14 protein-coding genes and 1 pseudogene are annotated in these 14,009 nt (G+C 68.4%); 8 read left to right on the top strand and 7 right to left on the bottom strand.

Annotation, left to right across the window (positions count from 1 at the left end):
* Positions 1-10 precede the first annotated feature (10 nt).
* Complete coding sequence (locus tag RJ05_RS05890; protein ID WP_036533998.1) at positions 11-931, bottom strand: LysR family transcriptional regulator; 921 nt, start codon at positions 929-931, stop codon at positions 11-13.
* Positions 932-1,001: 70 nt separating this feature from the next.
* Between RJ05_RS05890 and RJ05_RS05885 the strand changes: the two genes are divergently transcribed.
* The 3 genes from RJ05_RS05885 (at position 1,002) to RJ05_RS05875 (ending at position 3,760) form a co-directional block, all read left to right on the top strand.
* The gene (locus tag RJ05_RS05885) at positions 1,002-2,144 is read left to right on the top strand and encodes a TDT family transporter (protein ID WP_036533996.1); all 1,143 of its coding nucleotides are present in this window, start codon (positions 1,002-1,004) and stop codon (positions 2,142-2,144) included.
* Positions 2,145-2,723: 579 nt separating this feature from the next.
* Positions 2,724-3,500: an HNH endonuclease family protein gene (locus tag RJ05_RS05880; protein WP_036533994.1), complete on the top strand. Its 777-nt coding sequence runs from the start codon at positions 2,724-2,726 to the stop codon at positions 3,498-3,500.
* 35 nt (positions 3,501-3,535) lie between these two features.
* Positions 3,536-3,760 (top strand): hypothetical protein, encoded by a 225-nt coding sequence (locus RJ05_RS05875; RefSeq protein WP_081597185.1) that lies wholly within the window; start codon positions 3,536-3,538, stop codon positions 3,758-3,760.
* 101 nt (positions 3,761-3,861) lie between these two features.
* On the opposite strand, the gene RJ05_RS05870 is transcribed toward RJ05_RS05875, so the two are convergent.
* The 4 genes from RJ05_RS05870 to RJ05_RS05855 form a co-directional block, all read right to left on the bottom strand.
* Positions 3,862-5,082, bottom strand: coding sequence for an FAD-dependent monooxygenase (locus RJ05_RS05870; protein WP_036533993.1), 1,221 nt, complete (start codon positions 5,080-5,082; stop codon positions 3,862-3,864).
* Between the two features lie 179 nt (positions 5,083-5,261).
* The gene (locus tag RJ05_RS05865) at positions 5,262-5,909 is read right to left on the bottom strand and encodes a PadR family transcriptional regulator (protein ID WP_036533991.1); all 648 of its coding nucleotides are present in this window, start codon (positions 5,907-5,909) and stop codon (positions 5,262-5,264) included.
* Positions 5,910-5,998: 89 nt separating this feature from the next.
* The gene (locus tag RJ05_RS05860; RefSeq protein WP_036533989.1) at positions 5,999-8,029 is read right to left on the bottom strand and encodes an MDR family MFS transporter; all 2,031 of its coding nucleotides are present in this window, start codon (positions 8,027-8,029) and stop codon (positions 5,999-6,001) included.
* A 128-nt stretch (positions 8,030-8,157) separates the two neighbouring features.
* Positions 8,158-8,802 carry a TetR/AcrR family transcriptional regulator gene (locus RJ05_RS05855; RefSeq protein WP_036533986.1) on the bottom strand — a complete coding sequence of 215 codons (645 nt, stop codon included), beginning with the start codon at positions 8,800-8,802 and terminating at the stop codon, positions 8,158-8,160.
* 114 nt (positions 8,803-8,916) lie between these two features.
* Here RJ05_RS05855 and RJ05_RS30690 point away from each other — a divergent pair, with 114 nt between their 5' ends.
* The 3 genes from RJ05_RS30690 to RJ05_RS05840 all read left to right on the top strand — a co-directional run bounded on the left by RJ05_RS30690 (position 8,917) and on the right by RJ05_RS05840 (position 11,373).
* Positions 8,917-9,207, top strand: a complete 291-nt coding sequence (locus RJ05_RS30690) for a hypothetical protein (protein WP_138445754.1) — start codon at positions 8,917-8,919, stop codon at positions 9,205-9,207.
* A 172-nt stretch (positions 9,208-9,379) separates the two neighbouring features.
* A complete protein-coding gene (locus RJ05_RS05845) occupies positions 9,380-10,339 on the top strand; it encodes a sigma-70 family RNA polymerase sigma factor (RefSeq protein WP_036533980.1) in 960 nt (319 codons plus the stop codon).
* A gap of 173 nt (positions 10,340-10,512) precedes the next feature.
* Positions 10,513-11,373: a haloalkane dehalogenase gene (locus RJ05_RS05840; protein ID WP_036533978.1), complete on the top strand. Its 861-nt coding sequence runs from the start codon at positions 10,513-10,515 to the stop codon at positions 11,371-11,373.
* A gap of 132 nt (positions 11,374-11,505) precedes the next feature.
* Here the strand turns inward: RJ05_RS05840 and RJ05_RS05835 are convergent, their stop codons facing one another.
* Entirely contained in the window at positions 11,506-12,411 is a 906-nt protein-coding gene (locus RJ05_RS05835; protein ID WP_036533976.1) for a LysR family transcriptional regulator ArgP, read from the bottom strand.
* A gap of 70 nt (positions 12,412-12,481) precedes the next feature.
* On the opposite strand from RJ05_RS05835, the gene RJ05_RS05830 reads away from it, so the two are divergent.
* Both RJ05_RS05830 and RJ05_RS05825 read left to right on the top strand, forming a co-directional pair.
* Positions 12,482-13,108, top strand: coding sequence for a LysE/ArgO family amino acid transporter (locus RJ05_RS05830; protein ID WP_036533974.1), 627 nt, complete (start codon positions 12,482-12,484; stop codon positions 13,106-13,108).
* Positions 13,109-13,141: 33 nt separating this feature from the next.
* Complete coding sequence (locus RJ05_RS05825) at positions 13,142-13,513, top strand: VOC family protein (protein WP_036533972.1); 372 nt, start codon at positions 13,142-13,144, stop codon at positions 13,511-13,513.
* Between the two features lie 235 nt (positions 13,514-13,748).
* On the opposite strand, the pseudogene RJ05_RS31300 reads toward RJ05_RS05825, so the two are convergent.
* Positions 13,749-14,009: pseudogene (locus RJ05_RS31300) on the bottom strand (cytochrome P450); the annotation flags it as partial.

The following is a 14,009-nucleotide window of genomic DNA, read 5'->3' as shown; positions in this document are numbered from 1 at the left end:
GACGAACCGACTACCGCGCTGCCGACCCCGACCGCCGGGCAATCGCATACAGGTCCCGCGCCGGTCCCGTCGGGCGCGTTCCCGCAGGCCATACCGCGCGCAGCACGCGGTCCAGGTCGAGCCCGGTGACGACCGGCGCCACCAGTGTGCCCGCCGCGACCTCGGCCGCTACCGCGAGTGAGCTGAGCACAGCCGGGCCGACGCCCGCCGCCACGGCCGTCTTGATCGCCGTGGTCGAGGACAGTTCCAGCGCCACCGCCGGCTGCACACCCGGACGTCGACGAGCCAGCGCATGCTCGAACCAGTTCCGCGTCCCGGATCCGGTTTCGCGTTGCAGCAACGGCGTTTCGGCCAGCTCGTCGACACCCACCGATCCCCGGCGCGCCCAGCGATGCCCCGGCGCCACCACCACGACCAGGCGGTCCTTACCCACCACCCGGCTGTCCAGCCCCGCGAAACTCTGCCTGCTCTCGATGAAGCCGATGGCCGCGCGCCCGTCGAGCACCGCCTGCGCGACCTCCACCGAGTTGCCGGATTCCAGCGCGATGGTCAGGTCGGCGGCCGCGGCGCGCAGGGTGGTGAGCCAGCCGGGGAACAGGTATTCGGCGACGGTCTGGCTGGCGGCGACCCGCAGGCGCGAGTCGCGTTCGGAGCGCAGCGTGTCGATTCCGGCCTCAAGCTGTCCGGCGGCGTCGATGACGGCGCGGGCCCATTCCACGATGAGCGCACCGGCGCGCGTGGGTCGCGAGCCGAGCGTGGTGCGTTCCAGCACCGGCACGCCGACCAGTTTCTCCAGGGTGCGGATCCGCGAGGACGCCGAGGGCTGGCTGATGCCGTGCGCCTGCGCGGCCCGCCCGAGGCTGCCGAGCTCGACCACCGAAAGCAGCAGGTCGAGCGCGGCGAGATCGGGCACCCGCGGCGACAACGGCATAGAACCATTCTATGTACCCATAGAGCGATGACGCCTACCCGCCACGCGTCACGCCCGCGAGCCTGGATCCATGACCCTCACTGCGACCCACCGGCCCGTCTCCGTCGCCCGCCGCACCGCGTCCGCGCGTACCGACGCGCTGGCGCAGGTCGGGCTCAACTGGTTCGCGATCGTCATGGGCACCGGCATCCTCGCCAATGCCGCCGCCACCCTGCCGCTTCAGCTGCCCGGGCAGCGCGCCGCCGCCACCGGCATCTGGCTGCTGGCCACGGTGGTGCTTGCCGCGCTCGGCCTGGTGTGGGCGGTGCGGATGATCCGCCACCGCGGCCAGGTCCGGGCCGAACGCGATCACCCGGTGCTCGCCCACTTCTCCGGTGCACCGCCGATGGCCCTGCTGACGGTCGGCGCGGGCGCGATGCTGCTCGGCAAGGACGTCATCGGCGAACCGGCGGCGGTAGCGCTGGATTGGGTGCTGTGGCCGCTGGGCACCGCGCTCGGCCTGGCCACTGCCGTCGCCGTGCCGTACCGGATGATCACCCGCACGCCCGCCGGTGCGCCGGACGCCGCGTTCGGCGGGTGGCTGATGCCCGTGGTGCCGCCGATGGTTTCCGCCGCCACCGGCGTCCTTCTGCTTCCACACACCCCGCCCGGCCAGGCCAGGGTCACGTTGCTGGCCTGCTGCGGCGCCATGTTCGGGCTGAGCCTGATCGCCGCCCTGATCACCACCACCATGATCTGGTCGAAGCTGATGCATTTCGGCGCACCCACCGCCGCACTGGTGCCGACGCTGTGGATCGTGCTGGGCCCGCTCGGTCAGTCGGTGACCGCCGCGGGCGCGATGGCCGACGCAGCGCCCGCCGTGGCCGCGCCCGCGCAGGCCGCCGGATTGGCGCTGGCCGCCACCGTTTTCGGGATCGCCGCCTGGGGTTTCGCGATGCTGTGGTTGACGTTGGCGCTCGCGGTAACCGTGCGCACCTTCCGGTCGGGCGCGCTCGGCTTCTCACTCACCTGGTGGGGTTTCACCTTCCCGCTGGGTACCTGCGTCACCGGGAGCACCGCGCTGTTCGCGCACACCGGCGCGGAGTTGTTCGCCGTCGCGGCGGTCGCGCTGTACGGGCTGCTGGCCGCCGCCTGGTGCACGGTCGCGCCGCGCACCGCGCTCGGCGTCCGGGACGGTTCGCTGCTACGTCCGGCCGCTGCGGCACCGGTGTGATCGTGCCCACCGGAACCGCAGCTCACCGGGCACCGGTCCGATGCGTGAGCCGACTAACCCCCAGCCAGTCCCCCATTTCCGTACTCGCACCGTAGATGGAATGGCGACCACTGGGATAAAACTCCCAATCGTGGGAAGTGGGTAGGGTGTTTGCAGAGAAGAAATCAGACATCTACTATTCGATTACGTAGATGAAAGCTTGGTCTGGGTAGCTCCCGGACCGCGAACGTCACGACGAGTTCGCGCTCGTGCGACACGACACCCCGGGACTACCCCCTCATCAGCCTCGAGGTGTCGTGGCCCGGCCCGGTCTGGACAACCGGCCGCCCTCAGTCGCGCGGGCGGTGATCGAATTCGCCCGTGGCACGCCATCCCCGGATCGGCGCCGGCACGCCGGTCCGGGGATGGTCCACGTGGCCGCCCGCTCACGGTGTGCGTAATCTCATACCCGTCAGTCTCTTCGGCGACAGCCGGCACCGGGTAGCTTGACGCCCGGTAATTTTCGGGCGCAGGACAAGGAAGTCAGTTGAGTTTCACCGCACTCCAGATCGGTTCCTTCGCCCACGGTGAGGTCACACGGTGAACGATCTGCTCGCACGCACCTCTGGCCGCACCCGCACGATCATCGCGGCTGCTGTCTGCCTGATCGCCCTCGCCATCGTCGGCTACGGCTACGTCGACGACCTGTTCGCCAAGCGCGGCGCGGGTTCCGCGGGCGCGGCAACGACTTCCGGACGCGACGTCAGCGAACTGCTCGGCCGCCTCGCCGTCGCGCCGGAGGGCTCGATGAGCGGCTACAGCCGGGAGAAGTTCCCGCACTGGGACACCAACAGGCCCGAACACGGCTTCGGCCCCGAATTCGCCCAGTACGCCAAATGCACCACTCGCGAAGTGATGATGCTGCGCGACGCCACCGGCACGGTCACCCTCGACGCGAAGACCTGCGAACTGACCGTCGGCGCGGACGGCGGCTGGCGCGACCAGTACGGCTTCACCGACCGCAAGACCGGACAGCTGAAGCCGTACAAGTGGATGACCGATCCGGCCTCCGTCGACGCCGAGCACATCGTCCCGCTCGCCGAGGCCTGGCGTTCGGGTGCCGACAAGCTCGACGAAGACAGCCGCCGCCGCATCGCCAACGACGCGGGCAATCTCATCGCCTCGGATCCGTCGGCCAACCGGTCCAAGGGTGATCAGGACCCCGCGCACTACCTCCCACCGGGCAATTTCCGGTGTGGCTATATCGATCACTACGTCAAGATCAAGGTAAAGTACGGCCTCACCGTCGACCCCGACGAGCAGCAGGCCCTCCGCACCGCCGTCGACGATTGCGTCAAGCGAGGAGAATTCCGATAAGCGACATCATCGAGCTCACCGCCGCGGCTGCCGTCATGACCGAAGAGGAAGGCACGGTATCCGGCGACCTCGATGTCACCGTCGACGAATCCGGCAAAGGCTTGGTGCGCTACCGCGACACCGAAACCTGGTACACCATCGGCAACCTCGACGCCGAACCGCCACGCACTTGGACCTCGGTCACCGAACTGGTCACCGCGATCGAAGCCGGCATCGGTGCCCGTGACGCGGCGGGCAATACGATTCCCTTCGAGGCGTAGCCGCCCCACCGGGGGCGACCGCGCTGCCACCCCGCAGCGCGACGGGACTCATCACCGAATGCACGGTCCGGTCGCGCCGCGGTAGCGGCACCGCCTCCATTTCAGCGCACGGACGCCACCACCGATCCCAGTTCGGCGCCGACCGGCGCGTCCCAATCGATCACATACCGCTGCTCGGCACCCATCGTCTTCTGCTGGCCCTTCATCATTTTCATCATCACCGGCATCACCGCCCGCATGATCCGGCCGGCGATCGGCCCCGGCGTCTTCGACCGGTTGATCTTGGCCGCGCGTGCCGCGATCCCTTCCACCCGAGGACGACGCAGCGCCTCGTACGCGGCGAATGCCTCTGCGGGACCGGGCAGATCGCGCAGGCAGCGGGCCAGTTGGATGGCGCTCTCCACCGCCAGCGACGCGCCCTGACCGGAGCTGTTGGACGGCGCGTGCACCGAATCACCCACCAGCACCATCCGCCCGCGATGCCAGTGCGGCACCGGCGGCATGATGTGCAGCGCGCCGGTGATCTGCAACTGATCGGCGGTGGTCGCGCGGGCCAGTTGGCCGCCGGGGGTGTCGTCGGCGTAGGTGTCGCGCAGGATCTTCAGCCAGTGCTCGGCCGGGATCGCGCGGGCGTCGGTCAGCGACAGATACTGCTTGTGCGGCAGGTTGGCGCCCCACGCGATGGTGCCCGCACCCTCCGGCCAGTACAGGTAGTAGGCACGTTTGCCGAAGGCGAAGACCATGGTCTCGGGTGGGGTATCGATCTCGCATTCGGTCAGCGCACCGAAACCGAGCATGCCGGTGTATTCCGGGCCGGGCGCGTCCGGATCGATCAGTCCGCGCACGGTGGAGCGGATTCCGTCGGCGCCGATGAGGACGTCGGCGGTGGCGGTGCTGCCGTCGGTGAAGTGGGCGGTGATGCCGTCGGCGTGCTCGTCTACGGCGGTCAGTCGCTTGTCGTATTCGATCGGCACACCCGCATCGATCGCATGATCGTGCAGCACGCGATGCAATTCGCTGCGATCCACGACCTGCATCGGCTCCACATCGGGCAGGGTCGGTACCTCGATGCGTTTGCCACCGACGGACAGGTTCATCTTCGGGATGGGTACCGCGATCGCACGGACGCGATCGCCGGCGCCGATCACGTCCAGGGCGGCGAGACCGTTGGGCGCGAGCGCGAGCCCGCTGCCGATATTGATCGACGGCCCGGAATAGGCCTCGTAGACGCGGGCATCGATGCCCGCTGTGCGCAGGGCGGTGGCGGCCACCGGGCCTGCGATACCACCGCCGATGACCAGCGCGGAACGAATCGGGGACATGGGTAACTCCTGATGGGGGTCGTGTGTGTACGGCGAACCGCCCCACCGATCACCCACCCGGTTATCCTGTGGTTGCCAAACTCTGGCCGGGTGTGCGAATGCGGGCACGGTCCGAGACGGTTCCCCGAGTTCGGCGGCGGTGTTGCGAGCACCTCCGCCGGACTCGGTCTCGGTATCTGCTACGAGTGCGCTGTCCCCCCTTCCATGAGGTCACCGGCTTTCGCCTGATCCATGCCGTCGGCGTGCCAGGCGCGCCAGCCGTCCAGCCCGGGGAAAGTCCCGGACACCAGCTCGTCGCGGAATGCCACGGTCCACGCACGCTCGGCTTCCAGCATGGCCAGCCCGTATTCGGTCTCGACCATGAACAACCTGGGCAGTGCGCCCGCGACCGCGTCGAATTCCGCGCGCACGCCGGCGATCTGCTCGTTCAAGGCCTCGATCCGGCGCCCGAGGAGTTCGATCACCTCATCCGGCGGCAGCGCCGCGAGGATCGACAACCCGGCCACATATTGCCGCTGCTCGGGCTGCGGTTCGGCGATCAGTTCCCTGGTCCAGTCGATCAGTTCGGCGCGGCCGGCGTCGGTGATCCGGTAGATCACCCGCTCGGGCCGCGCACCTTCGCGTTCACTGCCGACGACTTCGAGGAATCCGGCCTTGGCCATGTTCTGCACAACCGTGTACAGCGATCCCCATTTGATGTCCATATCGCGGTCTTTGCCGCGGTCGCGCAGCGTGGAGGCGATCTCGTAGCGGTGCATGGGCCGTTCGATGATCACCGAGAGCACCGCCAACGCCAGCAGATTGCCGACCTTGCGTTTGGTGGCCATGCACACCTCCTTACTCGTATACGAATATACGTGGGCGAGTAATCGGCTGGCAAGGGCCGTCCCGCGCGTGCCTCCTGTGCGGATACCGATCAGTGCGCGGGGACGAGTTCCCGCACGTCCTGGTCGAGCAGCTTGGTGGCGATGCTCTCCAGCGCCTGATCCAGCAGCATCCGGTCGGTCGGATCGGTGCGGTCCCAATCGTCGAGCCGCATATCCAGCCAGCGCCGCCACGCCGCCTTGATCCGGTCGATCTGCGCCTGCCCTGCCGGGGTGATCGTGAGCAGCTGACCGTCCTGGCGGATGTATCCGGCCTCGCGCACCTCGGCGAAGACCGGCGCGATCACCTCGTCGGGCAGCCGGTGCACGCGCGCGATCGCGTCGAGGGTGGCCTGCCCGCGAATCCGGTTGTGCAGGTACACCTGCCCGAGCGCCCAGGCCTGACCACGGCTCAGATCGGTGCCCGCATCGGCGAGAATGACCGGGCCGATCGGCCCCTCGGCGCGCGCGGCCCGCATGGTCGCGGCGATCGCGCGTTCCAGCAGCACCACTCGGTCGGCCGAGTCCGGGACCGAGAAACCCTCCCCCACATCGCTCGCATCGGCGCGGGCGCTGTCGCGCAACGGCACTTCCTTCAGGAACCAGGCGACCACGAAACCGGCCAGCGCGACCGGAACCACCCACAGGAACACATGGTCGATGGCCGCCACGTAGGCGTCGATGATCGGATCGGCCAGCTCCGGCGGCAGGGCCCGCAGCGCCTCCGGATCGGCGGCCACTTCGGGCGGCACCACCTGCACCTGGGTCAGCGCGCCGGCGAGTTCGGGATCGAGTTTGTTGGTGTAGAGCGTGCCGAAGACGGCGGTGCCGAACGCGCTGCCGAGCGTGCGGAAGAAGGTGACGCCCGAGGTGGCGGTGCCCAGTTGCGCGTACGGGACGGTGTTCTGCACGACGATCGTCAGCACCTGCATCGCCAGGCCGATACCGAGACCGAGAATCAGCATGTACAGCGATTCCAGCCAGACGCTGGTATTGCGGCCCATCGTCGACATCAAGAACAGCCCGATCGCCATCACTCCCGTACCTGCGATCGGGAACCAGCGATAGCGCCCGGTCTTACCGACCACCTGGCCCGACAGGATCGAGGTGACGAACAGGCCGAACACCAACGGCAGCGTGCGCACCCCCGATGCGGTGGCCGACACACCGTCGACGTATTGCAGATAGGCGGGCAGATACGTCATCGAACCGAGCATCGCGAACCCGACGATGAAGCTCAGGATCGAGCACACCGTGTACACCTGACTGCGGAACAGCCCCATCGGCAGCATCGGTTCCTGGGCCCGCAACTCCACCCAGACGAACGCCGACAGCAGCACCGCCGCCGCCGCGAACAGCCCGATGATCTGCGCCGAACCCCACGCGTATTCGGTTCCGCCCCATTCCAGGCCGAGGATCAGGCTCGACACACCGAGCGCCACCAGACCGATGCCCGCGTAGTCGATGATCGGCTTGGCCATGGCTTTGACGTGCGGGATGGTGCGCGCGGCCAACGCGATCATCAGGATCGCCAGCGGGACGTTGACGTAGAAGCACCAGCGCCAGCTCGCGTGGTCGGTGAACAGTCCGCCGAGCGTCGGCCCGATGACGGTGGTGACGCCGAAGACCGCGCCGAGCGCACCCTGATACTTGCCGCGTTCCCGCAGCGGAATGATGTCGGCGATCAACGCCATGGAGGTGACCATCAGGCCGCCGGCGCCGACCCCTTGGATCGCGCGCGCGATGATCAGCAGCAGCATCCCGTTGGCCAGCCCCGCGACCATCGAGCCCACGATGAAGATCAGCGCGCTGAGCTGGAAGATCAGTTTTCGCCCGAACAGATCACCGAGCTTGCCCGCCAGCGCCGTCGCCACCGCCTCGGCCAGCAGATACGAGGTGACCACCCAGGCCATATGCCCGGCCCCACCCAGATCGGCGACGATCGTCGGCAGTGCCGTGGACACGATCGTCTGATCCAGCGCGGCCATCAGCATTCCCAGCACGATGGTCCCGAACACCACATTGGTCTTCGCCCGGCTCATCGGCTCGGGTGCCTGCTGCGCGACTGCCACCGCACCGCTCATCGGCCCAGTATGGGCCGCTGTCCCACACCCCGGAAGGCAGCGACACGGCAGCGGATCCGAGGTGGGGTGTGTCGGTGGGTCATCGGCGACTCGCACGACCGCATGTACCGCGGCAGCGTTATCGCCGGTCAGCGCACCGCGTAGGACCCAAGGGACGGTTCGAGCGCGTCGAAGGCCGTCGTGATGTGGCCGGTGAGCGCGGCGGCGATCTCGTCGTTGGATTGGCCGGCCAGGGTGCGGCGCATGGTTTCGTCGAACAGCACTCGGTGCACGCCGGCGAGCTGGGCGGCGGCGACGCGGGGGGTGATGGCGTCGGGTGCCGCGCCGGTTTCCTCGGCGAGGGTCCGGGCGAGGGCGGCTTCGCGGTCGTCGTGGAACTCGCGTAACCGGGCGACCAGGGCGGGGCTGGCGGCGATCATGCCGGCGAAGGCGGGGCCGGAGAAACCGATGACCGGGTCCTGCTCGGCGGCAGCGGTGAGGTACGCGCGACGCAATGCGGCCAGCGCGGATTCGCCCGGCTCGCGCTCGCGGACGGTGCGGGCGAGTTGATCGACGAAGACCTCACCCAGGTCCAGCGCGAGATCTTCTTTGCGGGGGAAGTAGTTGGTCACCGTCATCTTGGCAACCTGCGCGGCCGCGGCGACATCGGCGATCGTCACCTTGTCGAAGCCGCGCTCGAGGAAGAGCAGGGTGGCCTGGTGGGAGATGTTTTCCCTGGTCTGCTGCTTTTTCTTGGCGCGAAGGCCCTGCGGTTCGGCCATCTCTGTGGTCATAGCTACCAGACTACCTGAACTCGTCATAAATTTATGCTTGACACATTTTTGGTTCTGACCTAAATTTGTGCTCACGTCGCCACGGCGGCGCTGAACAGTCGAAGGAGAACGCGCATGACTCACGGCCCCGACAGCACCATCCGTCCCGCAAGCACCCACCGAAACGGAGCAGTCACTTTGGCCGAGAAGTCCACCCCGCAGTCAGCGTTCGATGCCGCGATCGAGCAGATGCTCACCGCGAACGCCCAGCCGCCGGTCCCCGCGAGTGCGCCGCGCGCTCGCCGCACCGACACCGGTTTCCCGAGCACCGGACGTCGCCGGAAGGCTCGCGATGAGCGCAGCGTCGCCCGCAGCCAACAGTTCCGGGCCGTCCCGCATCGGCCACTGCGCATCCCGGGGCGTTGACATCGGTGGCGCCTGCGGGTTGACGCAACCCGCAGGCGCCACCAACGCGACCGAGCCGGAATCGGCCACATGGCCACCACCGCCGCCGCGCGCCGCACGGGCGCGAATCATGCACGCGCACTGGATGAGCCGGTACATCGCCCCACACTCCCCGACTGTCGAGAGGAATCCCTTGACCAACCGATGCCTCCCCTCCCGCCGCACCACCTCCCCCAACCTCGGCACCGTCAGCGATGACCCGATCCGCGACTACCTGCGCATCATCGGCCGCACACCTTTGCTGAGCGCGGACGAGGAAGTCGCGCTGGCCGAGCGAATCGAGGCCGGCGTCCTCGCCCAGCAGCGGCTCGACGAGTCCGGCGACCTCCCGCCCGCCGAACTGCGCACCCTGCGCCGCGCGGTGGCCGACGGAGCGCGTGCGAAGGAACACATGATCCAGGCCAACCTGCGCCTGGTCGTCTCCATCGCCAGGCGCTACCCGACCAACCCCGGAATGTCGCTGCTGGATCTGGTACAGGAAGGCACCTTCGGCCTGATCCGGGCGATCGAGAAGTTCGATCACCGGCGCGGACTGAAGCTGTCCACCTACGCCACCTGGTGGATCCGCCAGGCCATCGGCCGCGCGCTCGCCGATCAGGGCCGCACGATCCGCATCCCGGTGCACGTGGTGGACGTGCTCAACCGAGTGATCCGCACTCAACGCACGCTGTCCCAGCGGTTCGGCCGCGACGCCACCGCCGCCGAGATCGCCGCCGAGCTGGAGCTGACCGAAACCCACGTGACCGAACTCCTGCAGCAGGCACGCGACCCGATCTCGCTACACACGCCCATCGGCGAGGACGCCACCGAATACGGCTCCCTCATCCCCGACACCGCCCCGGGACCCGACGAACTCGCCACCGCCGCCACCATCGGCACCCAACTGCGCGCCATGCTCGCCGCCCTGTCCGACCGCGAAGCCGAGGTCCTCACCCTCCGTTACGGCCTCGACCACGCCGAACCCCGCTCGCTCGCGGAAATCGGTGCGGCGCTCGGGGTTTCGCGGGAACGTGCGCGCCAGATCGAAGCCAAGGGCCTGTCGAAACTGCGCACGCCAGGGCGGACGAAGGTGATGGCGGGGATGCTCGGATAGCGCCCCCGCCGCGATCGCCGGTTCCTGCCGCGTCAGCAGTGCGGTCGGCGCGGCAGGTTCGATCGTGGCCGGGAGCGCACCCGACGCGCGACTGCATCGTGCGGGTAGTTTCGGCTTTCCAGCGGGCGCGATGCCGTTACCGACCGGTAATCTGACACCGGAGGGAGGGCACCATGTTCATCGATTTCGTTCCCGACAGGGACGTGTATCCATTCGAATCCCGGTGGTTCGACTCGTCCGCCGGACGCGTGCACTACATCGACGAGGGGACCGGGCCGGCGATCCTGTTCTGCCACGGTGCGCCGGCCTGGAGTTTCGTCTACCGGCACATCGTGAAAGGCCTGCGTGACCGATACCGGTGTATCGCGGTGGACTATCTGGGCTTCGGATTATCCGAGCGCCCAGAACGTTTCGGCTACACCATCGCCGAGCACACCGCTGTTGTCGGCGAATTGATCGATCATCTGCGGCTCGACGATGTCGTCGTGATGGGACAGGATTGGGGTGGGCCGATCGGGCTCGGCGCTGCCACCACGCGCGCCGATCGGGTGCGCGGGATCGTGCTGGGAAACACCGCGCTCTGGCCGATCGACGCATTGGCCAACCGGGCGTTCAGCGCGATCATGAGCAGCCGCCCGATGCGGAAGCGGATCCTCGAGCAGAATTTCCTGATCGAACGGGTTCTGCTCGGCGAACTGGGACGCACACTCAGCGCCGCCGAAGCCGACCACTACCGCCTGGTGCAACCCACCGCCCGAGCCAGGCAGGCCCTTGCCGAGACGCCCAAGGAAATTCGCCGGGCCCGCCCGCTACTGGCCGAACTCGAACGCGGCCTGCCCGCCGCGCTCGGCGGCAAGCCGACGCTGTTGGTGTGGGGAATGAAGGATATGGTGTTCCGCCCGAAGGCGTGCCTCCCGCGGATGCGGGCCATGTTCAGCGACCTCGAGGTCGTCGAGCTGCCGAACGCACGGCATTTCGTTCAGGAGCACGAACCGGACGCGATCGCCACGGCCATCGCCGAACGGTTCCCGTAGTCGAGGTATTGCCGCCGAGCGCCTTTGGGACCATTCCCACCAGACGTAACAGTTCAGAGGCTCTTGTCCGACGGTCCGCCACGCCCACGTCGTTGATGCGTCGACACACGCGGATCGAACGACGATTCGCGCTCAGCGTCGCTGATGCAGAGCTTCCGCCGCGGCTCGCGCAACCGTGTCCGCGACGAGAGCGAGCGCTGGAACATCGAGCTTCCACTGCTGCCAGTACAGCGGCACGTCCACCCACTTGCGGCGGCCGAGCTCGACCAACGCACCCGATCGCAGTAGCGGCACGGCTTGCTGTTCGGGGATCAGGCCCCAGCCGAGGCCCGCGACGACGGCGTCGCAGAAGCCTTGCGAGGTGGGGATGTAGTGGCGCACGTCGCTGGCAGCGGACTCACCGGCGGTGATGGTGCGGACGTAGCGGTCTTGCAGCTCGTCGCGCCGGTCGTAGACGATGACGGGCGCGTCGGGCAGGCGGTGGCGCAGCGTTCCCGAACCGAAATGCCGGGCGACGAACTCCGGGTTCGCGACCGGCAGATACCGGGCCAGGCCGAGCAGCCTCGATGTGCAACCGGTCACCGGCTCGGCCGACGACGTCACCGCCGCCATCACCTGGCCCTCGCGCAGCAGGGTCGCCGAATGCGATTCGTCCTCGCGGTGGAGCTCGAAGCAGATCGGCGGGTCCTGCGGAACCCGGGTCAGGGCGGGCAGGAACCAGGTGGCCAGTGAGTCGCCGTTCACCGCGATGGACAGCCGCGCCGGGTCGGTTTCGTCACCGATGCCCAAGTGCCGCTGCGTATCCCGTTGCAGTTCAGCGATCTGGCGGGCGAATTTGACGATCACCTGCCCGGATTCGGTCGGTTGCGCGGGCTTGGTTCGCGTCAGCAGCACGCGGCCGGTGCGGTGTTCGAGCGCCTTGATCCGCTGGCTCACCGCCGATGGCGTGACGTGGAGTGCGGCCGCGGCGGCATCGAAGGTGCCCTCGTCGACGACCGCCAGCAACGTACGTACCTGATCGAACGGCAGCTCTGTCATCACGCGAGCTAATGATAGTTAAGAAACTTTAGCTGTACTGATTCTGCCGATTTTTCTAGCGTCGAGTGACGTGAACAGCGGAATCTTCCCGGCGGCGCTCGCCGGATTCGGTGCGGGGTTGTCCCTGATCGTTGCCATCGGCGCGCAGAACGCCTTCGTCCTGCGTCAGGGTGCGCGCGGGCACGCGGTCCCGGTGGTCGTGGCGATCAGCGCGATCTCCGATGCGTTGCTCATCGCCCTCGGTGTGGCCGGGTTCGGCTCGGTGATCACCGCCTGGCCGGCCGCGCTCACCATCGCCGGCCTGGCGGGCGGTGCCTTCCTGATCGGCTACGGCGCGCTGGCCGCCCGCCGCGCAGTACGGCCGCCCGCAGGCCAGGCCTTGTCCAGCGCGTCCGGCCCGGCCGGCACCCTCCGCAACGTAGTGCTCACCTGCCTGGCCATGACCTGGCTCAACCCGCACGCCTACATCGACACCGTGCTGCTCCTCGGCACCGTCGCCACCCAACGCGGTTCGCTGCGCTGGATTTTCGGCCTCGGCGCCATGCTCGCCAGCCTCACCTGGTTCACCACCCTCGGCTACGGCGCCCGCCTCCTGGCCCCCATCCTGTCCCGCCCCACCGCCTGGCGCCTCCTCGACACCCTCGTCGCCACCACCATGCTCACCATGGGCACCGCCCTGGTGGTCCGCGCACTGTGATGCCCCGGCCGACCGCCACCCTAGGCTTGCGTCATGATCCACCACGTTCAAGTCAGCTGCCCGGTCGGCGGCGAAGACCGGCAACGAGCGTTCTACTCCGGCGTGCTCGGCTGGATCGAACTCCCCAAACCACCACTGCTCGCGGCCCGGGGCGGATGCTGGTTCCGGGTGCCCGGGGTGACCGGCCCGGACGGTGAACTTCACGTCGGGGTAGAACAGGACTTCCGCCCGGCCACAAAGGCACACCCCGCCTTCGTCGTCGACATCGACACCACCGCAGCAGCTTTGATCGCCGCAGGCTACCCGGTAACCTGGCCCGACCCCGCGGAGATTCCCGGCCGCCGCCGCTTCCACACCGTCGACGGCGTCGGCAACAGACTCGAATTCCTCGCCGCCGACCACTGACGCCGCTGTGGTCGTCGCACATCGAGGCCGCGATCTATCGGGTGGACCCGGAAACCCGCTACACCTGCGTGATCACGTCTATTTAGTCGGGCGGCTGGGCCGAGTTCGGTACGCATGCGCGGATCGGTCGCTGGTGGTGCCAAGCGCTTTCGACAGTGCCCTGCGCTGTATCCGCGGCCGGCCGACGTCGGCCCGGTCCGGTGCGAAGCCGGTCAGGCGGCCCCGGTTGGTGGCCCTAAACGGTGAGTGGGGCCGCGGGTGGGAAGGTGACCGGGAGTTCTGCGAGGGCGCGGTGGAAGGGGCCGGGGCGCCAGGTGGGGGTGTTATCGGGGAGGTTGAGGGTCAGGTCGGGGAGGGCGTCCAAGAGTTGGTCGATGGCGTCTTGGGCGATCAAGTAGGCCAGGGATTGGGCGGGGCAGGCGTGGGGGCCGACGCCCCAGGCGAGGTGGGCGCGGTTGCCGAGGAGTTCACCGTTGCGCACGGCGGGGTCGTTGTT

This window comes from Nocardia cyriacigeorgica NBRC 100375, assembly GCF_000308555.1.
Classification (GTDB): Bacteria; Actinomycetota; Actinomycetes; order Mycobacteriales; family Mycobacteriaceae; genus Nocardia; species Nocardia cyriacigeorgica.
This window is presented reverse-complemented; position numbering and strand designations above follow the sequence as displayed.

Excerpts from the sequence above, each read along its gene's own strand:
- RJ05_RS05890 (WP_036533998.1), bottom strand. The coding sequence starts at position 931 with ATGCCGTTGTCGCCGCGGGTGCCCGATCTCGCCGCGCTCGACCTGCTG.
- RJ05_RS05885 (WP_036533996.1), top strand. The coding sequence starts at position 1,002 with ATGACCCTCACTGCGACCCACCGGCCCGTCTCCGTCGCCCGCCGCACC.
- RJ05_RS05875 (WP_081597185.1), top strand. The coding sequence starts at position 3,536 with ATGACCGAAGAGGAAGGCACGGTATCCGGCGACCTCGATGTCACCGTC.
- RJ05_RS05870 (WP_036533993.1), bottom strand. The coding sequence starts at position 5,082 with ATGTCCCCGATTCGTTCCGCGCTGGTCATCGGCGGTGGTATCGCAGGC.
- RJ05_RS05865 (WP_036533991.1), bottom strand. The coding sequence starts at position 5,909 with ATGGCCACCAAACGCAAGGTCGGCAATCTGCTGGCGTTGGCGGTGCTC.
- RJ05_RS05860 (WP_036533989.1), bottom strand. The coding sequence starts at position 8,029 with ATGAGCGGTGCGGTGGCAGTCGCGCAGCAGGCACCCGAGCCGATGAGC.
- RJ05_RS05855 (WP_036533986.1), bottom strand. The coding sequence starts at position 8,802 with ATGACCACAGAGATGGCCGAACCGCAGGGCCTTCGCGCCAAGAAAAAG.
- RJ05_RS30690 (WP_138445754.1), top strand. The coding sequence starts at position 8,917 with ATGACTCACGGCCCCGACAGCACCATCCGTCCCGCAAGCACCCACCGA.
- RJ05_RS05840 (WP_036533978.1), top strand. The coding sequence starts at position 10,513 with ATGTTCATCGATTTCGTTCCCGACAGGGACGTGTATCCATTCGAATCC.
- RJ05_RS05835 (WP_036533976.1), bottom strand. The coding sequence starts at position 12,411 with ATGACAGAGCTGCCGTTCGATCAGGTACGTACGTTGCTGGCGGTCGTC.
- RJ05_RS05825 (WP_036533972.1), top strand. The coding sequence starts at position 13,142 with ATGATCCACCACGTTCAAGTCAGCTGCCCGGTCGGCGGCGAAGACCGG.